Source organism: Nonomuraea sp. NBC_00507 (genome assembly GCF_036013525.1).
GTDB lineage: Bacteria > Actinomycetota > Actinomycetes > Streptosporangiales > Streptosporangiaceae > Nonomuraea.
Genome location: NZ_CP107853.1, coordinates 10,746,632 through 10,769,313 on the forward strand (window position 1 = coordinate 10,746,632; position 22,682 = coordinate 10,769,313).

Below are 22,682 nucleotides of genomic sequence, written 5' to 3' on the forward strand. Positions count from 1 at the left end.
CCCCTGAAAGGACTGATCCGCCATGCGTTCTCTTCGCCGCGCCCTGACGGCCGCCACGGCGGTGAGCCTGCTGACACTGTCCGTGACCGCCTGCTCCGACGACGGCACCACGGTCCGGTTCGGCTACATCAGCGACTACAACGGCGCGAGCCTGCTGGCCATCGCCGACAAGCAAGGCCTCTGGGAGAAGCAGGGGCTCACCCCTGACATCAAGGTCTTCACCAACGGGCCGCTGCAGATCCAGGCGCTCGGCGCCGGCGACCTCGACTTCGGCTACATCGGGCCGGGCGCCATGTGGCTGCCCGCCTCGGGCAAGGCCAAGGTCATCGCGATCAACACGCTCGCGTACGCCGACCGCGTCATCGGCCGCCCCGGCGTCACCTCCATGCAGGCGCTCAAGGGCAAGAAGGTCGGCGTGCCCGAGGGCACCTCCGGCGACATGGTGCTCAACCTGGCACTGAAGAAGGCCGGAATGACGGCCCAGGACATCCAGAAGGTGCCGATGGACCCGGCCACCGTCGTGTCGGCGTTCTCGTCGGGGCAGATCGACGGGGCCGGCATCTGGTATCCGCTGATCGACACGATCAAGCAGAAGGTGCCAGGCACGGTCGAGCTCGCCAGCACCAAGGAGTTCCCGGACAACTCGTTCCCGACCGCGTTCGTGTCGGGGCCCAAGACGGACCAGGAGCTCACCAACAAGGTGATCAAGGTGCTGCAGGAGGCCAACGACTGGCGGGCCGCGCACCCCGAGGAGTCGATCATCGAGGCGGCCTCGCTGCTCAAGCTCGACCCGGCCAAGGTCAAGGCCGACGCCGCCAACGTCCAGACGATGCCGACGGCCGACCTGGTGGCCAAGACCAAGGACGGCACGGTCGCCAAGTGGCTCAACAGCCTGGGCGACTTCTTCGTCGGCACCGGCCAGCTCAAGTCACGGCCCGACCCGGCCACGTACTACACAGGCGACCTCTACGAAAAGGCTTTCAGCAAGTGAACCTGCTGTTCCTGATGACCGACCAGCACCGTGTCGACACCCTGGGCTGTTACGGCAACCCGCACGTGGCCACGCCCAACCTGGACAGGCTGGCCGCCACCGGCACGCGGTTCGATCGGTTCTACACGCCCACGGCCATCTGCACGCCGGCGCGGGCCAGCCTGCTCACCGGGCAGGCACCGTTCCGGCATCGGCTGCTGGCGAACTACGAGCGCAACGTCGGCTACCTGGAGGACCTGCGAGAGGACGCGTTCACCTTCCCCGGCGCGCTGCAGGAGCGCGGCTACAACCTGGGGCTGATCGGCAAGTGGCACGGCGGCACCAGCCGCAACGCCGCCTCGTACGGCTTCGACGGACCCGACCTGCCCGGCTGGCACAACCCGGTCGACCATCCCGACTACCTGGCGTACCTGGAGGAGCGGGGGCTGCCGCCGTACCGGATCTCGGACCTGATCCGGGGCACCACCCCCAACGGCAACCAGGGCAACCTGCTCGCGGCGCGGCTGCACCAGCCGGTGGAGGCCACGTTCGAGCACTATCTGGCGACCCGGGCCATCGAGCACCTCGACCGCTACGCCGCCGACGGCCGCCCGTTCTTCCTGGCCACGCACTTCTTCGGGCCGCACCTGCCGTACCTGCTGCCGGACGAGTACTTCGACATGTACGACCCGAGCCTGGTGGAGCTGCCGCCGTCGATCGCGGAGACGTTCGAGGGCAAACCGCCGGTGCAGCGGAACTACAGCGAGCACTGGACGTTCGACACGATCCCGATCGAGGTCACGCGCAAGCTGATCGCCGTTTACTGGGGCTACGTGACGCTGATCGACCAGCAGCTCGGCCGCATCCTCGACCGGTTGGACGAGCTGGGACTGACCGACCAGACGTCGGTCTTCTTCACCGCCGACCACGGCGAGTTCACCGGCGCCCACCGCCTGCACGACAAGGGCCCGGCCATGTACGAGGACATCTACCGCATCCCCGGCATCGTCCGCATCCCCGGCTCGCAACCGCAGGTCAGGAACGAGTTCGTGACGCTCACCGACTGCACCGCGACCATCCTGGACCTGGCCGGCAGCGACACCAAGCCGGCCGTGGACAGCCGCAGCCTGGTCCCGCTGGTGCGCGGCGAGCACCCGGAGTGGCCCGCCGAGCTGCTGGCCGAGTTCCACGGCCACCACTTCCCCTACCCGCAGCGGATGATCCGCGACGACCGCTACAAGCTGGTCGTCAACCCGGAGTCCGTCAACGAGCTGTACGACCTGTACGCCGACCCGCACGAGCTCAGCAACCGGTACACCCACCCCGAGCTGGCCCCGGTCCGCCGCCGCCTCATGCGCCGCCTGTACGACCTGCTGCGCGAGCGCGGCGACAACTTCTACCACTGGATGACCCCGATGTACGACATCGGCGCCCTCGACTACGACCCCACGCTGAGCTCCTTCGAGAAAGAGAGCCCATGAAGATCGTCTTAGCCGTCACCGCCCTGCTGTCCGGCCTGTTCACCAACCCCGTTTCGGCAGGCGCGGTCGACAGTCTCCCCGACCCGACGGTGATCCACGCCCGCGACGGGCTCTGGTACGCGTACGGCACCCAGAACCCGGTCTTCAACAGCAAGGGCGAGGCCGGCGAGCGCATGTTGCCGATCCTGCGCTCGAAGGACCTGGTGACCTGGGAGCACGCCGGGGACGTCTTCACCCCGCAGACCAAGCCCGCCTGGCACAACGGCGCCCGCCTCTGGGCGCCCGACATCCGCTACATAGGCGGCACGTACTACCTCTACTACTCGCTGGCCTCCGGTGACATCGGCCTGACCACCGCGCCCACCCCGACGGGGCCATGGACCGACCATGGTGACGTGATCCCGGCCGAGCCCCAGGCCGCGTGCCCGACTTTCACCATCGACCAGGCCCAGTTCACCGACGTCGATGGCGCCCACTACCTCTACTGGGGGAGCTACGACACCCTCTGCGTGGCGAAGATGAACGCCGACGCCACCCGCGTCGAAGGCCCGGTGACACTGGTGGCGAGGGGCCGCCGCATGGAGGGCGGGTACGTCGTCCGCCGCGGCGGCTTCTACTACCTGTTCTACTCCGACGCCGGCTGCTGCGACGGCGCCTACAGCGGCTACCAGGTCAAGGTCGGCCGCGCCACCAGCCCGCTGGGCCCGTTCACGGACGACGAGGGCGTGGACCTGATGGCGCTGACCACCAAGGGCGCCATCGTCGTCGGCGCGAACGGCAACCGCTGGGCCGGCCCAGGCCACAGCGGCTTCCTGACCGACCTGTCCGGCCAGGACTGGCTGATCTACCACGCCATCTCAACCGCCGACCCCGACTTCCCGCCGATCGTCAACGGACCGTCGGGCCTGACCAAGCGCCCGCTGCTGATCGACCGGCTCGACTGGATCGACGGCTGGCCGGTGGTCCGCGCCGGCGCCGGCCCATCCGAGGGCCCCCAGCCCGCGCCAGCGGCCTCGTACGACACGGGCGGCACGTTCGGCGAGGGCTCGTTCGCCGGCTGGCAGCCCGGACCCGGCTGGTCGACCAAGACCGACCAGGACGCCCACGGCTACGCCTCCCACTCGGGCGGCCTGTCCTACGTGACATCGGGCAAGAAGACCCCGGGCGCCAACATCCGAGCCCAAGCGGACCTGCGGGTCGCATCCGGCGCGGCCGGGCTCACGCTCGCCCACGTCAACCGCCTCAACCACGTGACGGCCTGGCTCGACCGCGACCGCGGCACCCTGGTCACCGACGTGATGATCGGCGGCATCAGCCGCGGCCAGCGGGTGACGCCGCTGCCCGCCGGACTCGACCTCGGCACCTGGCACACGGTGGTCGCCGAGCTCCGAGGAACTCAGCTGACGGTCCAGGTGAGCGGCGACAAGCTGGGGGACCCGGTGGCCCTGCAGACGCGCCAGGTGCCGCAGGCCGCCGCCCGCCCCGGCGCGGTCGGCGCCGTCGCCCGCGGGGCCGCCGACGCCGACAACGTGGGCGCCGCGAAGCTCTACACCCCGGTCGCCACACGGGTGCCTGAGCCCGCCCCCGGCGAACTGCTGCCGGAGCACAGCGACGAGTTCAACGGCACGGCCATCGACGCGAGCTGGCAGTGGGTCCGCGGCCCGGCGACGGGCGCGACCGTCGCCGACGGGGCCCTGTCCTGGCCGACCCAGAACGCCGACCTGCACCGAACCACGAACACGGCGTCAGTGCTGCTGCGGGACGCGCCGGAAGGCGACTACACGGTGGAGACGAAGCTGGACTTCGCGCCGACCCAGGGCAACCAGCAGGCCGGCCTGGTGTTGTACGAGAACGACGACCGCTACTTCAAGATGGCCCACTCGGTCCTGCCGCTGGCCCGCGGCAACGGGGCCGTGCTGCAGGTGAGCGAGTTCCTGAAGGAGGGCGAACGGCCGACGACCACCCCACCGACCGCCGTCTTCAACGGGCCGATGTTCGGCGGGCCGGCGGCTTCGACGATGTGGTTGCGGATGTCGTACCACTATGACGCGGCCAACAACGAGGTCGAGGTGCGCGCGGCGACCAGCCGGGACGGATCGCGCTGGGTGCGGAACGGCGTGTGGACGCTTCCGTTCAAGGGCAAGCTCAAGATCGGGTTGATCTCGATGAACAGAGCGGGCGCCGTCGCCAAGATCGACTACGTCCGGACTTATCGCGACTGATTAGGACGCCGGGGGTGGACGCGTGCCGCCCCACGGCGATTTCCGTTACTTGTACCGTAGGGATCTTGGCGAGCTGAGTGCCGGAACCGTTCTTCAGCATGTGACCGATGACGCGGTTCATGTTGTCGTAGTCGATGGTTGTCCGAATTGTTTCTCTGAGCTCACTTCAATGACCGTAAGCGGCGCCTTTCCGCGCGCCGAGCGTCAGCAGTAGTGCTTTGCTATCTCCGTGAAATCAGTAGTCGATAGAAACACGTCCGTGCCGAATCTCAAATCATCATTACCGTGGTGCTGTATCATAATCTGGCCCGACGGAATCTTCTCCTTAGACTCCAAGGTGAAGTTGGTTCCGCCCTGCGACACGCGCGCTTTCGAAGAGTAGGCCGTCACTTTGTATACTTGGTCCTTCCGGAAGTCCAGATCGCCCTCCACCAGGGACCACTCGTCCGGTAGATTTTCGAGGCTTACGGTGACCGGCGCAACAGCCAGGGCGGCTGGTGCCCTGATGACTGCCTGGTCGATAAGTTTATCGCCGTGGCGATAGACCGCCACGCCATCCGGCGGATCCCCGCACCAGGCCGTGATAATGGCCAGCTCGCCCTTGTCGTTCAGCGTCACGCCGGTGAGCCCTCCGCGACTAGGGGCACAAGCCGTCAACCCGATCACGAGCGCAACGCCGACGACGCTCCTCAGCAGAATTCTTGCCGAGAATAAGCCCATGCCCCACCGAGCCATTGGAACAGCCCCTCTCCAGATCTCCTAGTAGCCCAGACCGGCTCAAGGCTGCCATCGTAACCAGTCGGCACCGCTAATGGGTGTCCCGTTGTTCCCGCCCCCGGGGTTCCTAGTGGGGGCCCGCACCAGCGGCGCTCCCGCCGGATTTGCAATTGCTTGGGACGGCGGCATCGATCTTTAGTGGAGTCACGCTTTACATTTCGGGCAAGATAGGCCGACCATCCTCGCCAATCCTCGGAAGTAGCGCTGGAACGTCTTCCGAATGTACAATATCGCGAATCACATCGACCATCGACATAACTCCTTTTTCTCTCACGACAATCAAATCTGGCGCGCAAAAATAGCGACCGCCCAGAGATTCGCCGGAATGTTCATGGCGATTCATGATTCGCGATAGCTCTTCCGTCGTGAGCAATAGGGCGCTGTATCGTTCTCCGGTCGACAGGGTGATAATTGAATCACCGGCCTCCATATCCCCTGCGTCGACATTCCCATCGAGCAAGATATCCACCGAAAAATAGTCATCTGCCCAGCTGAAATAAGCCTGATCATCCATAAAGCTCCATCAACCTCTTGATTACTGCCTTCTCATTACTCTTACCACCAGGATGCCGAAAACACGTGCGGCGACCTGCCCGGCCGGTCAGTACTCATTCTTCCATGGCGAGAACTCGCTGTTGCTGGAGGCCGATCGGTCTCATCCAGTGGCTGTCTAGCGGCGTGCGCGCTCACTGACTCGTCATGTGGGCGGCATCCTGGCGGAGTTGCTTGGCCCGGCGGCGAAGGTTGTCGGCGGTGGCGAGGCACGAATCCTCCAGCTCGCCCATTTCGCGGCGGAGCCGGACGGCATGCGCAAGATACCGCTCCACCGACGGCCCCTTCCAGAAGGGGGCGAACTCCCCTTGCCGCGAAGGGATGCCGTCGAAGGCGTCGGCCAGGCCTCTGGCGTATCTGGTGAAAGCGGAGGCGAGCGCCTCCTTCGCGGCGGCTTCCCTGAGCAATTGCTGTTTGGTCGTCACGGCCTGGCACTCCCTGTCTTCAGCGCCTCAATCCCGGGCAGCTCGGTGTTGCTGCGGATGACGGTGAACCAGGCCCGCTCGCGCAACCCGTCCGCCCCTGCGCCCGGCTTCAGCGCGTTGTGCAGCGCGTCCGCCAGGGTCGGCTCGAACGCGGGGTTGTGGGTGTCGGCGGCCAGCAGGACGCCGGACTCCTTCGGGTGTTCGGCCAGCAGTTGCTGGAACGCGTCCGGGTTGGCCGCGTACGCCTTGGCGAGGTTGTGGAGGTTCCAGTCCGGGGCCGTGGGTTCGGCGTCCGGTGGGCGGTTCAGGAGGTCGATGGCCACTCGGTTGAGGAACGTGCCGGATTGGCCGGCCAGCGCGACCAGTGTCGTCAGGACGTCCGCCGGGGCGGTCGCCACCATGTCGTACCATTCGCCGCCGAGCCGCCCGGTGCGCTCGGCGCTGGCGAAGGCGGCGGCCAGCGGCCCAGGGGTGGAGGCGGCCGCTCGTTCGAGCGCTTCGGGCTGGAGCCCTCGGTGTTGCCCGGCGGCCTGGGTGTCGATCCACTCGCGGAAGAGTTTGACGAACGCCTCGGGGCCGCCGAGCCCGGCCAGCAGCGCGGCCGCGTAGGCCGGGTCGACGACCTTGCCCTTGAGTGGCCCGGCGGCCTTCCTGAGCCAGTTGTCGCCGGGCAGGTATCGGTCGTGGTTCTGGAACGTCTCGGCGACCTCGTTCGCGTCGTTCACGGCGGCCGACACGGCCTCGGCTTCGCTGCCGAAAGGGAAGGTCCCGGTGAGCATGCCCTTCTCCCGTACCGATACCAGCTGCTCGATGGTGTCGATGCGCCATTTCAGGTCCTGCTGCGACTCGTCGTAGAAGGCCCAGGTGCGGTGCATGGCCGCCGTGCCCTGGCGGCCGGCCCAGTCCTCGCCTGCCTCGACGATGGCGGCGTCGAGCCCTGGCCGGGTCCCGGTCAGGGCCTGTTTTCCCGCCTCCATGCGGCGGATCAGCTCATATGCGCCTCGGGGGTCGATCCCCACGAACTCCCCCATGAACCCTCCCAGAGGGTGTGGTTACCGGGCGGAAGTCAAGCACACCGGGCGGTTGGGGTTGACGCGTTTGGCATTCCCATAAGCAACCGGAATCACGCGGGAGGCGAGAGCCCCGTATCCCCGGTGTCCCGTCTCATTGATCATGAGGCAGATTGATGGCTCATCGCAGAAGAGGGTGTAGTCGGGGTCCGTCGGTTTTCGAGGTCGCCCGCACGGATTTTCGCGCTCGGCTGCACCCCTATCCGAGCGCGACGAGACGTGCGCCGGGGAACGAGCTATGCACCGTCGTTGCCATCGCGCAGGGAATGGATCATGCTCCGCAGGAGCCGGAACGCGTCTGACTGCTCGGTCTCGGTCATGCCGGCCAGCATTCTGACCTCGACGGACCGGACCGCTACGGTCGCCTTCTCGAGGCTCCGTCGGCCGCGAGGCGTGAGCCGCGTGGGAAGAACCTTCCCGACGGGTGCCTCCGCAGGCCTGGTCACGTAGCCGTCTCGTTCAAGGGCCTGGAGCAGCACGTTCATCGTCTGCCGGGTCACGAACGCACCCCGCGCGAGCTCGGAGTTCGACAAGCCCGGTCGTTGAGCCAGCAGCTCGAGGCAGGAGTAGTGCGTCACGCTCATCCCGAGCGGCCGCAGCACCTCCTCCATGGCTGCACGGAGGGCGCTCGACGCCTCTTTCAGCAGGTAGCCCAGTGACGTCTCCAGGTCGACGCCGACACCGTTTTGACTCATGTCAGTATTCTGACATAGATTCGCCTGTGTCAGAAAGCTGACACGAAGAGAAGGAGCATCATCATGCCCGCCACCGGCCCCGACTTCATCTCGCTCCAAGCGCGCGACCTCGACGCTTCGCAGGCGTTCTACGAGCAGTACCTCGGCCTCATCCGCTCGCAGGCCGGACCTCCGCACGCCGTCGTCTTCGAGACGAAGCCGATCGCGTTCGCACTCCGCGACATCGTTCCCGGCACCGATCTCGCATCCGCTGCTCAGCCCGGCATCGGTGCCGCGATCTGGCTCCACGCCACAGACGTCCAAGCCATTCACGATGCTCTGGTCGCCGACGGCCACACCATCGTCTCCGCACCGATCGACGGCCCCTTCGGTCGGACATTCACCTTCGCCGACCCCGACGGCTACCAGATCACTCTCCACGACCGCGCCTGACAGGCCAAACGCCACCGGACGATCACCGGCCCCCAAAGACCGAGGTTGCGCCCGAGGCTCGAGAATCCAGGCGACGTTTGTTCACCCAGGGTGATCACCTTTCCGGCTCTTCACCCGTGGGGTGGACGGAGTGTGACGTCGAGGCCCGGGCGGTCATGGTTCAGCGCGTCGAGGGCCCGATAGAGGTCCCAAGGATAGAGGTTCCTACGCCGCCCATCCGGAAGACCTCGACGTGCCCGACGCTACCGTCGGCGCGGGCTTCGCCTGCGCTGATCTGACCACCTTCTGCCGACTCGACGAACTCGGACTCGAGGTCACCGGCCAACGACTCCCCCGACCGTGCGGTCCTCGCCTGCCGTGTCGTTGAACCTGACCAGTGGTGCCGGCGCTGCGAGTCGGAGGGATCGCCGCGGGACACCGTGACCAGGCGCCTTGCTCACGAGCCGTTCGGGTGGCGTCCCACGACGCTGCTGGTCACGATCCGCCGTTACCGGTGCGGCGGCTGCGGGCATGTGTGGCGCCAGGAGACCATCCGTGCCGCCGAGCCACGAGCGAATCGCGCCGCGGGCTGCGGTGGGCACTGGAGGCAATCGTGGTCCAGCACCTGACCGTGGCCCGAATCGCCGAAGGCCTCGCGGTTTCGTGGAACACCGCCAACGACGCGGTCCTGGCCGAGGGCCAGCAGGTCCTGATCAACGACGAGCATCGCTTCGACGGCGTCCACGCGATCGGGGTCGACGAGCACGTGTGGCGACACACCCGCCCCGGCACCAGCAACGGACCCACCGATGCGACCAACGGACGACTCCACAGCCGTCACCACAATCGGGCCCTTGATCGACGGCGAGGCACGCGCTCGACTGCCGCCCGCCGTTCATCGAGGGCACGAGCGGCACCTGAGCCGCCGGCCACAGGGAGAGCTTGACGGTGACCGCCGACCATATGCTAGCGTTTCGGAATTGAATAGTGGCCGAGTGTCATGGCGGCAGTATGGCGAATTCAGCTGCCACGGCAGTTCCATCACTGCCTTGGAGATTCAGCACCCGCACACTTGACCCTGACGAGGCCAGCGAGCAGGGCGCCCAAACGTACTATCCGCTTCGCATGAGTGTCCTTCGCGGCGCCGAACAATTCATGATGTCGATCGACGCCATGCAGCTCGGGCCGATCCTGGTGGGAGACTGCCAGTTCAACGCCGACATCAAGATGGACTTCGCCGAGCTTCGCAAGTTTTATCACTTCAACATTCCGCTGTCGGGCTACCTGAGCTCCAAGAATTTGAGGAATGAGGTCACGGCAACCCCGCAGCGCGCTGTGTTGTATGGGCCGACCGGGGATGTGCAGCTGAGTCGATGGAGCGCCGGTAGCCGCATTCTGTGCGTCAAGATCAGGCGCGAGGCGCTGGAGGCGGAACTGGAGCGCCTCCTGCAGAGGCCCGTTCGCTCACCGATCAACCTCGCCCCTTCGATGGACCTGACCCATGGCTACGGGCGAATTCTGCGGGAGCTGGTGTGCATGCTCGCCGGGCAGATCGGGATCGAGGACCCTCTGACGAGGCAGGAGATCATCGGCGCGCCCCTATGGCACGGCATGCTCTCCCACCTGCTGGCAGCAGCAGATCACAACTACCGGGAGGAACTCCTCAGCCCCGGGCCGCCATCCCGACCTCCGACGGTCAAGCGAGTCATCGAAGCGATGCGGGCATCACCGGCGACTCCGTTCACTGCGGCAGCCCTCGCCGACATCGCGGGTGTCAGCATCCGCACCCTCCAAGCAGCATTCCAAGCTCACGTTGACATGTCGCCGATGGCATACCTGCGGAGCGTGCGCCTGGAGCGGGTACACGCGGAACTTGTCGCTTCCGAGCCGTCCTATACCAGCGTCACCGACGTAGCACACCGGTGGGGATTCATCCATTTGGGGCGATTCGCCACCGCCTACCGCCATAAATACGGAGCCCACCCTTCCGAAACTCTGCGATCGGTCAGGTAGGAGAGAGCGCGCTGGGACGTCACCGCGCTGCCGTACGGCCACGCGGAGGCTCACGTCGGGCGCCTGTTTCCCGTAAGCCGCATCGTTCCGTTCTACTGCCTGCGCAAACCGGCCATTCTCCGCGCAAATCGGATCGCGGGCCGCAGGGTGCCGACCTTATCTTCGTAACGAACGATCCGGATCCGGCCGTACGGATGGAAATGATCGCGTAAGGACATGGATGCATCCAAGATGATGCTGATCCGATCATTTATCCCCGCCAAGATTGCGTGACGGGCCAACTAGCAGGCGCTTTGCGCCCCGAAGGGCAGCGTGATCAATGAGACACGTTGTGGCGGCCGCAAGCGCGGTCGCGGTGATCTTCTTTGCCACGGCCGGCTGCGACTCTTCCGACGATCCAGATTCGGGATCCGGCGACACCTCGCACTATCAGCCAAACAACCCTGATATGCCGGATCCCTCAGGCGAACAGGGCGAAGACGCCAGCGAAATAAGGGCCAGGCACCTCAACGGTGAAAACGACCAGCACGACACCTGTGACATCAATGATCCGGCGTCGCCGTGCGGAGGGGCCGGCGACCCGCCGGCAGAGACCGAGTGAGATCTGCTGATCGTTGGTCAATCGGGAAGGTGGGCATCCTCGCGTGGGAAGGGGACCGCACGGTGAAGGTATCGAGGACCGCTCAGTAGACGAGAACACCCATTCCTTTCCGAGCGCAGCGGGCATTGTCGCGGCCAACGGGCTTGTCTTCACGGCGGTGACCATCTATATGGGCTGGTCCTACTCGGAGGCATTCTTCGCCTACTTCAGCCTCTCGCCGCTCGATCTCGGCCTGACACCCATGGAATACGGCCTCCGGGGAGTCGGGGTGGCCGGCCAGGATCTGCTAGTGATCCTGGTCCTGACCCTGCTCGTAGCGGTGTGGATCCAGCGCGCCAGGCCACATGTACGCGATTCGGAGACCTCCCTCTCGGCGAGCTCCCGGATCGCGAGGGCCAAGGAGGCCGTGGTTCACGCTTCCGGCGCGGCCAGTGGCGCTGTTCACCGTATGCGCGAAGGTATTGCCCGGCATCGCACCGGCACAGGGCTCGGCGCGCTGGTACTCGGCTACGGCGTTGGGGCTCCCGGCGACCCGACCCCGGTCCGTACCTATGCGACGCTCGGCCTCGTCATGGTCGGCGTGCTGCTGGTCACCGCTCCGGACGGCAGGGGGCGCGTGGCGTGGATACGGCCCTTGGCCGTGGCCATCGCGTTCCTGTCTGCGATCTGGACGATCGGCCTGTACGCGGAGAATGAGGGACACGCCCGAGCTCGGAAACTTGCCGCAAATCTCGAGAAGAGAACAGGCGCCACGGTCTACAGCCAGAAGCGGCTCGGCCAGCTCGACGACTGCGGGATCCGCGCCAAGGAAACCGGCAAGTGGTATGGGTACCCGAACCTGCACGAGATCGTCGATCGCGCCGGGACGCACTATCTGGTGCGGTCGGGCTGGATTCGCGGCGACTGCGTCATCGCGATCACCATTCCCGATGACGGCTCCATCATGGTGAGCCGCAAGTGGATTCCCCCTGTCCCGTCTCATAGAAGTTGAGACGGCCGCAACGCGCTGACCTGGCTGCCTCATGATCAATGAGCCTGTCTCAGGCCAAGGAGAAAGGACACCCGGCAGGCCGGCACTACGGCCGCGTACGAGATCATGTCCTAGCCGGTCGGCCGGGGAGCGGGGGCGGTGCTCCCAGAGCCGGGCAAACGACCTGCAAGCACCAGGCAAGCGCTCTGCCGTTTCCTGATCACCGTACGAACAGGACCGGTGAGAAGGAACACGCTGATGACGCGTAAAGGAATGCTGCTCCCGATTGGAGTGGCCGTGGAAGTGATCGGCGGCCTCGTGCTGGCGGCCGGGGTCACCGGGATGCTGATGTGGCCGATACCCGGGTGGGCGAGCATCGCCTTCCCGGTCGGCATGACGCTGTCGATAGCCGCGAGCTTCATGATCGTGCTCGGCCTGACCCGTCGCGCGATGCGCTCGGCCATGTCGGCCGTCGGTGGAGACGTGCAGCCGAGCAGATCCGGCGGGCTGTTCGGGATGATCAAAGACATGGCCGGCGGCAACCATGACCTCCGGGGCAACGGCATGCCGGCCGGCGCCGTCATTCTCTCCATGCGCGACACGGGCGTGACGATCAACGACCAGCCCATGGTCGCGTTCGACCTCGAGGTACGCCCCGAGAGCGGGGACGCCTACCGCGTCGCCCATCGCCAGCAGATTCCGCGCCTCCTCGTGGGCGCCGTCCTCCCCGGCGCCCACCTCGCCGTCTACGTCGACCCGCAGGACCGCGGCCGCCTCCTCATCGACTGGGAGCGCGCCCCGAGGTGGAACTCCTCGGGGCCTGGGGAGCGAGTGTCGGCTGCCGACATTCTCGCTCGGGGCGTGCCCGCCATGGTCACGGTTCTCGGCACGTTCTCGACGAACGGCATGACGGCCGACAACGGCGACCCCATCCTGGGCCTCGTCCTCCGCGTGAGCGGCCCGAACGGCTCGTACGAGGCACGCCTCGCCCACCGGGTCCCGCCGCAGTACCTGGCCCTCATCTTCCCCGACACCCGGCTCCCCGCGAAGATCGCCCCGGAGGACCCCCAGAAGGTGGCCATCGACTGGGATCAGGTCCACGCCACCCCCGAGTCCCAGCGAAGCCTCTGAAAGCTTGCGGGACGCCGGGTCAGCGCATCGCTTCCAGGCCCCTGACCACGGTGGTGGTCAGGATGCCGATCTCGGAGATGCCGATGGTCACGGTGTCACCGTCCTGCAGCGTGAACGGCAGGTCGGGGACCAGGCACGTACCGGTGGCCAGCACCGCGCCATCCGGGAAGGCGTCGGCCCTGAACAGGTAGCCGGCCAGGTCGTCCAGGCGGCGGTTCAGCTGCGACGTGGAAGCCTTGCCGTCCCACACCGTCTCCCCCGCCCTGCCGATGGTGAGCGTGATGTCCAGCGCGTACGGATCCTCGACCTCCCACGCGGGCCGGATCGCCGGGCCCACCGCGCACGCGCCCAGGTAGATCTTGGCCTGCGGCAGGTAGAGCGGGTTGACCCCTTCGATGGTGCGCGAGCTGACGTCGTCGACCACCGTGTAGCCGACGATCTCCCCGGCCGCGTTGAGCACCAGGCCCAGCTCCGGCTCCGGCACGTCGATCTCCGAGTCGGCGCGCACCGCGATGCGCTCGCCGTCCCCGCTCACCTTCCAGGCCACCGACTTGAAGAACAGCTCAGGCCGCTCAGCGTCGTAGACCAGCTCGTAGACGTCGGCGGCCCGCTCGCTCTCCAGCACCCGGGCCTCGCGCGAACGCCGGTAGGTCACACCCGCCGCCCAGACCTCCATCTGCCCGTCCACCGGCGCCAGCCTGCTGACCGAGCCCGTCGGGTGCCGGGTCCCGTCCCCCCCGGCGCACCGCTCGCGCAGTTCCCCGGACGACAGCCTCAGCAACTCGCCGACGGTCGCGATCCCGGGCAGCTCGACCACGTCCTCCCCGTCATCGACGCCGACCGCGTCCACGCCGGTCAGGGGGCTGACGAACCGCACGATATGCATGCCTGCTCCTCACTCTCATCAGATGAGTCCAATGAGAGTCTTTCGTACCCGGGCGGAGCGGCGTCCCGCCGGGTCCTCATGCTTTCGATCGCGATTGCCTGACGACACGCGATGCGACTTGTTGTAATTGATGACGCACGCAGTGCGACATTGACCTCAAGGTGGTGACCAGTGAGCCAGGACGATGCGTTCCTCTCTCCTCCCCGACCGGACGGCGTCAGGGCGTGGGAGGCGTACGTCGCCTGCCTTGGTGCACTTCGCCTCTTGGCCGGAGCGCGGGCGACGTCGAGGCGGCGGAGGCAGTGCCGGACCTCCCGGACGAGAGGCTCGGCAGCATAGCGATCAAGGCAAGAAAGGGCAGCAAGAGACGGCAAGGGCGGCTTGCGCGCCGCGTCGCCCGGCGGAGTGCACCCCGGCGTACTCCCGCAGTGGTACATGCCTGCTCCGCCCCCGCGAACGTACACCAGGGGGATGACGTCGCGGGTGGGTGGTCTGGCCTAGCTTGTGGGCATGGACAGCCGGAGGATCGACACGCTCATGGCGGCGGGCGTGCTGGTGGCGATCATGGCAGGCACGTACGGCAACCTGTCGTGGACCGGCCCCTACGAGCGGCCGCTCGACGGGGTGGGCATCACGCTCATCGTCGTCGCGTCCGTGTCGTTGGCCTGGCGGCGGGTGGCCCCGCTGGCCGCTGGGCTGGTCGCGGTGGCCGCCGCGATCGTCTACTACTCCGCCCACTACCCCGGCGTGTTCGCCGCCGAGCCCGCGCTCGCCTCGATCTACACCCTCGCCTCGCTCGGCCGCCGCAAGGCGGCGATCTGGCTGGCGGTGGCGCTGGCTGTTCCGGTCTACGGGCTCATGGCGCTGGCCGAGGAGGATCCGGCGGCCGCCAGCGGGATGAACCTGCTGAGCGGCTGGCTGGTGGCGATGGTGGTGGTCGGCGAGATGGTCAGGAGCCGGCGGGCGTACCTGCGGGCCGTGGAGGAGCGGGCGGAGGAGGCCGAGCGCACCCGTGAGGAGGCGGCGCTGCGGCGGGCGGGTGAGGAGCGGCTGTGGATCGCCCAGGAGCTGCACGACTCGCTGACGCACAGCATCTCCGTGGTGAACGTGCAGGCCGCGGTGGCCATGGAGCTGCTGGAACGCGACCCGGCGCGGGCCCGTGAGGCGCTGGGGGCGATCAAGGAGTCGGGGCACGAGGCCATGAACGAGCTGCGTGCCACGCTGGGCGTGCTGCGGCAAGCCGTTCCCGACGGCGGGCTGGCCACGCTGCCGCGGCTGGTGTCCAGGGCCGAGGGGGCGGGGCTGCGGGTGTCGTACAGCATCACCGGCGACCCGTACGTGGTGCCGTCCGAGGTGGACGGGGCCGCGTACCGGATCGTGCAGGAGGCGCTGACCAACGTGCTGCGGCACGCGGGCGCGGCGGCGGTCGCGGTGCGGGTCGGCTACGATCCGGCGGGGATCACCCTGCGGGTGGACAACGACGGCGAGGCCGGCACGGCCGGGCCGGGAATGGGGTTGATCGGGATGCGCGAGCGCGCGGTCGCCGTCGGCGGGTCGCTCACCGCCGGCCCGGGCGAGGACGGCGGGTTCAGCGTGCGCGCGCGGCTGCCCGTTCCGGTGCGGTCGTGATCAGGGTCCTGCTGGCCGACGATCAGCCGCTCATCCGGGCCGGCTTCAAGGCGCTGCTCGAGCTGACCGACGACATCACGGTGGTCGGTGAGGCGGGCGACGGGGCGCAGGCCGTGGAGCTGGCCAGGCGGCTACTGCCGGACGTGGCGCTGCTGGACGTGCGGATGCCGCTGCTCGACGGCATCCAGGCCACCCGCAGGATCGGCGCCGACCCGGAGCTGAACGGGGTGCGCGTGGTGATCCTCACCAACTACGCGCTCGACGAGTACGTCTTCGCCGCGCTCCGGGCGGGGGCCAGCGGGTTCCTGCTCAAGGACATCGAGCCGAGCGACCTGCTGCAGTCGGTGCGGGTGGCCGCCCGGGGCGAGGCGCTGCTGTCGCCGTCGGTGACGCGCCGCCTGATCGAGGAGTACGTGAGCACGCCGCCACGTCCGGCGCCCGTGCCGGGGTCGGAGCGGCTGACGGGGCGGGAGCGGGAGATCGTGTCCCTGGTGGGGCGGGGCATGTCGAACGAGGAGATCGCCGCGCATCTGGTGATCAGCGAGGCCACCGCCAAGACGCATGTGAGCAGGTCGATGACCAAGCTGCGCGTGCGTGACCGGGCGCAGCTGGTCGTGTTCGCGTACGAGTCCGGGCTGGTGGTCCCGGGCGGGCGGGGTTAGAAGGCCACCAGGAACCCGCCGCCGCGCAGGCAGGGTCAGCCGTTGACGGGCTTGCCCAAGGCGCTGCCCGCGAGCCAGTCTTCCCAGGACTTCGCCCACGGCGTCGGCCCGTTGCCGAACTGCAGTTTCCTGGACGTTCCCGTCACCTCGATGATGTCGCCCCGCTGGGTGAACTCGTAGAACCAGCGGGCGTTCGCCGGGCCGGCGTTCACGCAGCCGTGGCTGACGTTGCGGCTGCCCTGCGCCCCGACCGACCAGGGGGCGGCGTGGAAGAAGGTGCCGCTGTAGGTCATCCGGACGTTCCATTGGGTACGGATGCGGTATTCGCCCGGCTTGCCGATGGTGGCGGAGTCCATGACGAGGTCCCCGGCCTTCTCCTGGGCGATCATGACGCCGGAGTAGCTGTCGTCGCCCGGCTTTCCGAGGCTGACCGGAATGGTCTTGACGACCTTCCCGTTCTCCCGGACCACCGCCTGGTGGGTCTCGGCGCTGACCTTGGTGATGTGCGAGGGCCCGACCGTGAAGGTCAGGCTGCGGTCCTTGGTCCCCCACAGGCCGGCGCCCGCGCGCAGTCCGGTCAGATGCGCCACCACCGTGACCTTCTCACCGACCGGCCAGTACTCGCGCGGCCTGAACTGCACCTCCCGGTCGCTCACCCAGCTCCATGCCCCTTCGACCGGCTTGGACATGCGCACGACGAGCGCGCGCTCGATTCTGGCCCGGTCCTGCTTGGCGGTGATCGGCTGGGACAGCAGGAGCTGCACGGGCATCCCGACGCCCACCTTCTCACCGTCCAGGGGCGACATGCCGCTCTCCAGCACCCGTTTCGGCTTCAGCGTGGTGAACCTGGCCTGCGCCGCGACCGGCTTGCCGTCCGTGCCCGTCGCCTCCGCGCTGACGGTGTACGCCGTGGACGGCCGTAATGCCCATCGGGGACGCCAGGTCCCGTCGGCGGCCACCGAGCCGCGTACCTCCCGGCCCTTGGCGTCGGCGACGGTCAGCTTGGTGACCTTGCCGTCGGTGACCTTGACGCTGATCCCGGTGTCCGGAGGCACCTTCTTCGTGCCGTCGGCAGGGGTGATCGCCAGCTTGGCCACCGGCCCCTGCTCCACAGGTCTGCCCGGCGCCGGGGTGCCGCCGCCGGAGGTGCATCCCGCGATCAGGAGCACCGCCGCGGCGAGGATACTCGCGATGGTCCGGCCGTTCCGCATCGTGGATGCCTCCCGTGCCCGACAAAAAGGTCACCGCTGGACTTTCTTCCCGCGTTGGCAGGGTTGACACAAGGCCGGCGCCGGTCTTCCCTCGACGGTACGGGGATGATCGGAAGGGGAGCTGCCATGCTCGCGCTGCGTCGGTCCGTCCTTGCCCTGGTCTGCTCCGCCGCGCTGGTCGCCGTCCCCGTCGATACGGTGCTGGCCGCGGCCCCCGCCCCGGGCGGGCCCGGGGCCCTGTCGCACTTCGGGCTGGCGCGCAAGGACTGCGTGGGCACGGCCGCGAACAAGACGCCCAAGGTCTGGTACACGGTCGCGGGAGGCGTCCTGTCCGACGTGTACGAGCCCACGATCGACAACACGAACGTCGAGACGATGCAGTTCGTGGTGACCGACGGCAGCACGTTCACCGAGCTCCAGTCGCGCGACACGACGTACGAGGTGGCCACCGACCGCTCCGGCATGACGTGCACGATCACCTCGGCCGGCAAGAACGGCCGTTACCGGCTGACCACGACCTACCTCACCGACCCGGACAGGAACGCCGTCGTCGTGCGGACCCGGCTGCAGCCGCCCGGGCTGCGGTTGTACGTGCGCCTGGACGCGAGCGTGAACGGCAACGGCGGCGGCGGTCCGGCGAACGGCGGCGCGGACAGCGGCGTCGTCGATGGGGCGACCGGCGCGCCGGTGATCGCGGACGAGAACACCGAGACCTCGGCCCCGGCCCGCGACTACGCGGTGCCCACCCACCTGGCGCTGCGGGCCGAGCGGCGGCTGCCGCAGGCGAGCGTCGGGTACGCGGGCACCTCCAGCGACGGCGCCGCCCAACTGGACGCGGCCCGCACGCTCACCCCCTACGCCGAGGCGCCGGACGGCAACGTGGTCGCCACCGCGCGGCTGCCGCTCGACGCGGGCGGCGAGGTGACGTTCGCGCTGGGGTTCGGCCGCAGCAGGGCCGCCGCGCTGCGGGTCGCGGGCGAGGCCGCCGCCCGGCCGTTCCCGGCGACCCGCGCCCGGTACGAGGGCGGCTGGGCGGCCTACGACGCCGGGCTGCGCCGGCCGCCGGCCGCTCAGGCGGATTTCTACCGGCTGTCGGCCAACGTGCTGAAGGCCAGCGAGGACAAGACGTTCCCCGGCGCGGTCGTGGCGTCGCTCGCCAGCCCGTGGGGGCAGGCGGTGCCGGCGGGCGACCTGGTCGGCGGCAAGGCGGTCTACTTCGGCTCCTACCGCGAGGTGTTCTCGCGCGACCTGTACGAGGCGTTCACCGGTTTCCTGGCCGCCGGCGACGTGGCGACGGCCAGGGACACGGCCCGGTTCCTGCTGGAGCGCCAGCAGCTGCCGGACGGGCGGCTGCCGCGGAACTCACTGCTGAACGGCGCGCTGGCGCCCGACTCGGGCGGCGACCAGCTGGACGAGACCGCGTACCCGATCCTGATGGCCTACCAGTCCGGGCTGACCGGCGTGTGGGACGACGTGCGGGCGGCGGCCGACTTCCTGGTGTCGCACGGTCCGGCGTTCGGGGTGGAGCGGTGGGAGGAGCAGGCGGGCTACTCCCCGTCCACGATCGCGGCCGAGATCGCCGGGCTGGTCGCGGCCGGTGAGCTCGCGGCCAGGCACGGCGACCAGGCACGGGCCAGGCTGTACCGGGCCACGGCCGATCATTTCGCGCGGTCGGTCAAGGGGTGGACCGTCACGACGACCGGGCCGTACGCCTCGCGCTACTTCCTGCGCCTGTCGCGCAACGGCGATCCGGACGCGGCGGTGTCGTACAACCTGGGTAACGGCGGGCCGACCGAGGATCAGCGGCGGGTCGTGGACGCCGGGTTCCTGGAGTTGACCAGGCTCGGCATCCTGCCGCCTGACGACCCGGACGTGCTGGCCGGCCTGCCGGTCGTGGACCGGGTGATCAAGCGGACGACGGCGAGCGGCCCCGGCTGGTACCGCTACGGCTCCGACACCGAGGGCACCGAGGACGGCTACGGCGACTGCTACGAGCCCGACCCGACGTCCTGCGCACCGTCCGGCAAGCCGTGGCCGACCGGCAACACCGGCTCGGGACACGTGTGGCCGGTCCTGGCCGGGGAGCGGGCCGAGCAGGCGCTCCAGACCGGCCACCAGGGGACCGCGGCGGAAATGCTCAAGGCCATGCGGGACATGTCGTCGGGCACCGGGCTGGTCCCCGAGCAGGCGTGGGAGAACCCCGACCTGGCGGCCTCGCCGTACGGCACGGACCCGGCCACCGCCTCGATCGGGATGCGCGACGGCGGGCCCGCCGGGTCGGCGTCGCCGCTCACCTGGGCGCAGGCCCAGGCGTTGCGGCTGATCCTGTCGCTCGGCTCCACCCGCCCGGTCGAGCAGCCCGATGTCGTCCGCCGGCGCTACGTCGACCGCGGCATGCCGCAGGCCGCCCCGCTGACCGTGGCCGCCCCGGCCGATGGGAGCGCGGTGGCCGGCACGTCGGTCACGGTCGCTGGCAGCACGGCGCCCGGCGCGCGGGTGGACGTCGCCGCGACGCCCATCGACACCGGCGCCCCCACCCGGATCGTCTCGGTGCGGGCGGCCTCGGACGGCGCGTTCACGGCCCAGGCGCCGGTGTCGTTCGGCGAGGTCGTGCTCACGGTGACCGCCACGACCTCGGACGGCCGCACCACGCACGCCCGGCGCACGGTGATCGGCGACATCGTCGGCGCCACGACCGTGCTCGACGTGACCGACCCTGACGGGGACGACGACGGGCCGGGCACCTACGCGTACCCGACGGCCGCCGACTTCCACGACGGTGCCTTCGACCTGCGCAGATTCCAGGTGATCACGGATGCGACGACCGTCTACCTGCGGGCGGAGCTCCGCGACCTGTCCCCCACGTTCGGCAATCAGATGGGCGCGCAGCTGCTCGACGTGTACGTCCAGGACCCGGCCGTGGCGGCGCGGTCGACCGAGGCGGCGTTCCCGCAGCGTAACTACCGCATCGCCGAGCAGGACGCGTGGACGCAGCGGGTGGAGGTGCAAGGGTTCGCCGCACCGGTGTGGGTGACGGCCGGCGGCGCGGCCCAGGCGGGTGCGGCGGTCCGGGCCTCCGGGACGACGCGGACGATCACCGTCGCGCTGCCCAAGAGCACGTTCGGCACGCCGGGGCCCGGGTGGCGGTTCGCGGTCGTGCTGACCGGGCAGGACGGTTTCAGCGCCGACCAGGCCAGGGGCTTCGCCGCGACGCCGCAGCCATACCAGTTCGGCGTGTGCGCCGCGGGCGGGACCGATCCGCTGTGCGCGGCGGATCCGGGCACCGTGCCCAAGGCGATGGACGTGATCGTGCCGGCCGGGCAGTCCCAGGCGGACGTGCTCAACCCGCTGCCCGGTCCGGTCACCGTGCCCGCCGTCCCGGTCCCCTGATCACCGCATCCACGTGCCGGACCCACCGCCGGAGCTCACCGCATCCACGTGCCGGAACCGGCGCCCGAGCTCACCGCGTCCACGACCGTTGCGCGGCGTCGCGGATGCGCCGCCCGACCGGGGCGGGGACGCCGCCGTCCGGCGCGGGCGGCAGGGCCGGCGGCGCCGGCGGCACGAGCACCGCGGTCTCCTCCTCGGTGACCGGCCGCTCGACCTCGGTGAAACCGCCCTCCGGACCGCGTACGATCACCCCGGTCTCCACGCCGTGGGCGGCGGTGTGCCGGTCGCGGGCCTGCAGCCCCAGGGCGATGCGCCGGGCGGCGATGAAGCCCAGCACCGGCCCGACTACGACCGCGACACGGAAGATCCACGTCGTCGCGTTGAGCGAGATGTGGAAGGTCGAGGCGATCAGGTCGTTGCCGCCGGCCATCCACAACACGCCGTAGTAGACGACCCCGGCGATGCCGATGCCGACCCGGTTCGGCACGTCACGCGGCCGGTCCAGCAGGTGGTGGATGGCGTGGTCGCGGGTGATCCACCGCTCGGCGAACGGGTACACGGCCAGCGCGGTGAACAGCAGCCCCGGCGCGCCCAGCGCGGGGATCAGCACGCTCATGGTCACCGTGGAGCCGAAGACGGTGAACTCCCACGGCGGCATGATCCGCAGCGCGCCCTCCAGGAAGCCCATGTACCAGTCCGGCTGCGAGCCCGCGCTGACCGTGCTCGGCACGTACGGGCCGTACAACCAGACCGGGTTGACCTGGAACACGGTGGCCAGCAGCGCGACCACCCCGAGCACCCACAGGAAGTACACCGTCGTCTTGGCCAGGAACGCCGGGAAGAACGGCGCGCCCCGAACCACCCGGTCGCTCAGCCCCTTGGCGCGGAACTGGGTGTGCGTCTGCCGCCAGGTCAGCACCACCGCGTGCAGCGGGATGAGCAGGAGCAGCAGCCCGGGGATCAGCAGCACGTGGATGCTGTAGAGCCGGGCGATGATGTCGTCGCCGGGGAACTCGCCGCCGAACAGGAACGCCGCCAGATACGTCCCCACCAGCGGCACCGACAGCGTGACGCCGTGCAGGATACGCAGCCCCGCGCCGGACAGCAGGTCGTCGGGCAGCGAATACCCGAACAGCCCGTTGAACATCACCAGCACGAACAGCAGCACGCCGATCAGCCAGTTGAGGTCCCGGGGCTTGCGGAACGCGCCGGTGAAGAAGTTGCGCAGCAGGTGGGCGACGATGGCGGCGAGGAAGACGAGCGTGGCCCAGTGGTGCATCTGCCGCATCAGCAGGCCGCCGCGCACCTCGAAGCTGATCTCCAGCGTGGAGGCGTACGCCTCGCTCATCCGCACCCCGCGCAGCGGCACGTAGGCGCCGTTGTAGACCACCTCATGCATCGCCGGTTTGAAGAAGAACGTGAGGTACACGCCGGTGAGCAGGACGACCACGAAGGAGTACAGCGCGATCTCCCCGAGTAAGTACGTCCAGTGATCGGGGAAGACCTTGCGCATCGCCTTCTTCATGAAGGAGGCCCCGCCGATCCGGTCGTCGAGCGCTTTGGCCAGTGAGCTGCCCTTCATCGCC

19 protein-coding genes and 1 pseudogene are annotated in these 22,682 nt (G+C 68.8%); 12 read left to right on the forward strand and 8 right to left on the reverse strand.

Annotation, left to right across the window (positions count from 1 at the left end):
* Window positions 1-22: 22 nt before the first annotated feature.
* The 3 genes from OHA25_RS51375 to OHA25_RS51385 are packed head-to-tail and all read left to right on the forward strand — an operon-like array spanning window position 23 to window position 4,673.
* The gene (locus OHA25_RS51375) at window positions 23-991 is read left to right on the forward strand and encodes an aliphatic sulfonate ABC transporter substrate-binding protein (protein WP_327584144.1); all 969 of its coding nucleotides are present in this window, start codon (window positions 23-25) and stop codon (window positions 989-991) included.
* A complete protein-coding gene (locus OHA25_RS51380) occupies window positions 988-2,451 on the forward strand; it encodes a sulfatase-like hydrolase/transferase (RefSeq protein ID WP_327584145.1) in 1,464 nt (487 codons plus the stop codon). The genes OHA25_RS51375 and OHA25_RS51380 overlap by 4 nt, the downstream gene beginning before the upstream one ends.
* Window positions 2,448-4,673: a family 43 glycosylhydrolase gene (locus OHA25_RS51385; RefSeq protein WP_327584146.1), complete on the forward strand. Its 2,226-nt coding sequence runs from the start codon at window positions 2,448-2,450 to the stop codon at window positions 4,671-4,673. The genes OHA25_RS51380 and OHA25_RS51385 overlap by 4 nt, the downstream gene beginning before the upstream one ends.
* A gap of 204 nt (window positions 4,674-4,877) precedes the next feature.
* Here the strand turns inward: OHA25_RS51385 and OHA25_RS51390 are convergent, their stop codons facing one another.
* The 5 genes from OHA25_RS51390 to OHA25_RS51410 all read right to left on the reverse strand — a co-directional run bounded on the left by OHA25_RS51390 (window position 4,878) and on the right by OHA25_RS51410 (window position 8,192).
* Window positions 4,878-5,291: a hypothetical protein gene (locus OHA25_RS51390; RefSeq protein WP_327584147.1), complete on the reverse strand. Its 414-nt coding sequence runs from the start codon at window positions 5,289-5,291 to the stop codon at window positions 4,878-4,880.
* A gap of 310 nt (window positions 5,292-5,601) precedes the next feature.
* On the reverse strand, window positions 5,602-5,964 hold the full coding sequence (locus OHA25_RS51395) for a hypothetical protein (RefSeq protein ID WP_327584148.1): 363 nt from the start codon (window positions 5,962-5,964) through the stop codon (window positions 5,602-5,604).
* Between the two features lie 172 nt (window positions 5,965-6,136).
* Complete coding sequence (locus tag OHA25_RS51400) at window positions 6,137-6,427, reverse strand: hypothetical protein (protein WP_327584149.1); 291 nt, start codon at window positions 6,425-6,427, stop codon at window positions 6,137-6,139.
* Window positions 6,424-7,458 (reverse strand): hypothetical protein, encoded by a 1,035-nt coding sequence (locus OHA25_RS51405; protein WP_327584150.1) that lies wholly within the window; start codon window positions 7,456-7,458, stop codon window positions 6,424-6,426. Before OHA25_RS51405 ends, OHA25_RS51400 begins: the two co-directional genes overlap by 4 nt.
* Before the next feature lie 275 nt (window positions 7,459-7,733).
* Window positions 7,734-8,192 carry a MarR family winged helix-turn-helix transcriptional regulator gene (locus OHA25_RS51410; protein WP_327584151.1) on the reverse strand — a complete coding sequence of 153 codons (459 nt, stop codon included), beginning with the start codon at window positions 8,190-8,192 and terminating at the stop codon, window positions 7,734-7,736.
* A gap of 63 nt (window positions 8,193-8,255) precedes the next feature.
* Here OHA25_RS51410 and OHA25_RS51415 point away from each other — a divergent pair, with 63 nt between their 5' ends.
* From OHA25_RS51415 to OHA25_RS51440, 6 genes and pseudogenes are all read left to right on the forward strand, one after another.
* The gene (locus OHA25_RS51415) at window positions 8,256-8,624 is read left to right on the forward strand and encodes a VOC family protein (protein ID WP_327584152.1); all 369 of its coding nucleotides are present in this window, start codon (window positions 8,256-8,258) and stop codon (window positions 8,622-8,624) included.
* A gap of 232 nt (window positions 8,625-8,856) precedes the next feature.
* Window positions 8,857-9,393, forward strand: a pseudogene (locus tag OHA25_RS51420) (ISL3 family transposase); the annotation flags it as partial.
* Window positions 9,394-9,614: 221 nt separating this feature from the next.
* The gene (locus tag OHA25_RS51425; RefSeq protein ID WP_327584153.1) at window positions 9,615-10,616 is read left to right on the forward strand and encodes an AraC family transcriptional regulator; all 1,002 of its coding nucleotides are present in this window, start codon (window positions 9,615-9,617) and stop codon (window positions 10,614-10,616) included.
* Window positions 10,617-10,947: 331 nt separating this feature from the next.
* The gene (locus tag OHA25_RS51430) at window positions 10,948-11,217 is read left to right on the forward strand and encodes a hypothetical protein (RefSeq protein ID WP_327584154.1); all 270 of its coding nucleotides are present in this window, start codon (window positions 10,948-10,950) and stop codon (window positions 11,215-11,217) included.
* 43 nt (window positions 11,218-11,260) lie between these two features.
* Window positions 11,261-12,208: a hypothetical protein gene (locus OHA25_RS51435; RefSeq protein ID WP_327584155.1), complete on the forward strand. Its 948-nt coding sequence runs from the start codon at window positions 11,261-11,263 to the stop codon at window positions 12,206-12,208.
* A gap of 237 nt (window positions 12,209-12,445) precedes the next feature.
* On the forward strand, window positions 12,446-13,318 hold the full coding sequence (locus tag OHA25_RS51440; protein WP_327584156.1) for a hypothetical protein: 873 nt from the start codon (window positions 12,446-12,448) through the stop codon (window positions 13,316-13,318).
* A 19-nt stretch (window positions 13,319-13,337) separates the two neighbouring features.
* On the opposite strand, the gene OHA25_RS51445 is transcribed toward OHA25_RS51440, so the two are convergent.
* Window positions 13,338-14,204, reverse strand: coding sequence for a fumarylacetoacetate hydrolase family protein (locus OHA25_RS51445; protein WP_327584157.1), 867 nt, complete (start codon window positions 14,202-14,204; stop codon window positions 13,338-13,340).
* A gap of 510 nt (window positions 14,205-14,714) precedes the next feature.
* Here OHA25_RS51445 and OHA25_RS51450 point away from each other — a divergent pair.
* Window positions 14,715-15,833: a sensor histidine kinase gene (locus OHA25_RS51450; protein WP_327584158.1), complete on the forward strand. Its 1,119-nt coding sequence runs from the start codon at window positions 14,715-14,717 to the stop codon at window positions 15,831-15,833.
* Window positions 15,830-16,495, forward strand: coding sequence for a response regulator transcription factor (locus OHA25_RS51455; RefSeq protein ID WP_327584159.1), 666 nt, complete (start codon window positions 15,830-15,832; stop codon window positions 16,493-16,495). The genes OHA25_RS51450 and OHA25_RS51455 overlap by 4 nt, the downstream gene beginning before the upstream one ends.
* A 35-nt stretch (window positions 16,496-16,530) precedes the next feature.
* On the opposite strand, the gene OHA25_RS51460 is transcribed toward OHA25_RS51455, so the two are convergent.
* A complete protein-coding gene (locus OHA25_RS51460; RefSeq protein WP_327584160.1) occupies window positions 16,531-17,706 on the reverse strand; it encodes a L,D-transpeptidase in 1,176 nt (391 codons plus the stop codon).
* A 126-nt stretch (window positions 17,707-17,832) separates the two neighbouring features.
* Here OHA25_RS51460 and OHA25_RS51465 point away from each other — a divergent pair, with 126 nt between their 5' ends.
* The gene (locus OHA25_RS51465) at window positions 17,833-21,096 is read left to right on the forward strand and encodes a glucodextranase DOMON-like domain-containing protein (protein WP_327584161.1); all 3,264 of its coding nucleotides are present in this window, start codon (window positions 17,833-17,835) and stop codon (window positions 21,094-21,096) included.
* Between the two features lie 70 nt (window positions 21,097-21,166).
* Here OHA25_RS51465 and qcrB read toward each other — a convergent pair whose 3' ends face one another.
* The gene (gene qcrB, locus OHA25_RS51470; protein WP_327584162.1) at window positions 21,167-22,678 is read right to left on the reverse strand and encodes a cytochrome bc1 complex cytochrome b subunit; all 1,512 of its coding nucleotides are present in this window, start codon (window positions 22,676-22,678) and stop codon (window positions 21,167-21,169) included.
* Window positions 22,679-22,682: the final 4 nt, after the last annotated feature.

What these genes read in the sequence shown, in the direction of transcription:
- OHA25_RS51375 (WP_327584144.1), top strand. Translation starts at nt 23, where the DNA reads ATGCGTTCTCTTCGCCGCGCCCTGACGGCCGCCACGGCGGTGAGCCTG.
- OHA25_RS51385 (WP_327584146.1), top strand. Translation starts at nt 2,448, where the DNA reads ATGAAGATCGTCTTAGCCGTCACCGCCCTGCTGTCCGGCCTGTTCACC.
- OHA25_RS51395 (WP_327584148.1), bottom strand. Translation starts at nt 5,964, where the DNA reads ATGGATGATCAGGCTTATTTCAGCTGGGCAGATGACTATTTTTCGGTG.
- OHA25_RS51405 (WP_327584150.1), bottom strand. Translation starts at nt 7,458, where the DNA reads ATGGGGGAGTTCGTGGGGATCGACCCCCGAGGCGCATATGAGCTGATC.
- OHA25_RS51410 (WP_327584151.1), bottom strand. Translation starts at nt 8,192, where the DNA reads ATGAGTCAAAACGGTGTCGGCGTCGACCTGGAGACGTCACTGGGCTAC.
- OHA25_RS51415 (WP_327584152.1), top strand. Translation starts at nt 8,256, where the DNA reads ATGCCCGCCACCGGCCCCGACTTCATCTCGCTCCAAGCGCGCGACCTC.
- OHA25_RS51425 (WP_327584153.1), top strand. Translation starts at nt 9,615, where the DNA reads ATGGCGAATTCAGCTGCCACGGCAGTTCCATCACTGCCTTGGAGATTC.
- OHA25_RS51440 (WP_327584156.1), top strand. Translation starts at nt 12,446, where the DNA reads ATGACGCGTAAAGGAATGCTGCTCCCGATTGGAGTGGCCGTGGAAGTG.
- OHA25_RS51445 (WP_327584157.1), bottom strand. Translation starts at nt 14,204, where the DNA reads ATGCATATCGTGCGGTTCGTCAGCCCCCTGACCGGCGTGGACGCGGTC.
- OHA25_RS51450 (WP_327584158.1), top strand. Translation starts at nt 14,715, where the DNA reads ATGGACAGCCGGAGGATCGACACGCTCATGGCGGCGGGCGTGCTGGTG.
- OHA25_RS51460 (WP_327584160.1), bottom strand. Translation starts at nt 17,706, where the DNA reads ATGCGGAACGGCCGGACCATCGCGAGTATCCTCGCCGCGGCGGTGCTC.
- OHA25_RS51465 (WP_327584161.1), top strand. Translation starts at nt 17,833, where the DNA reads ATGCTCGCGCTGCGTCGGTCCGTCCTTGCCCTGGTCTGCTCCGCCGCG.
- qcrB (WP_327584162.1), bottom strand. Translation starts at nt 22,678, where the DNA reads ATGAAGGGCAGCTCACTGGCCAAAGCGCTCGACGACCGGATCGGCGGG.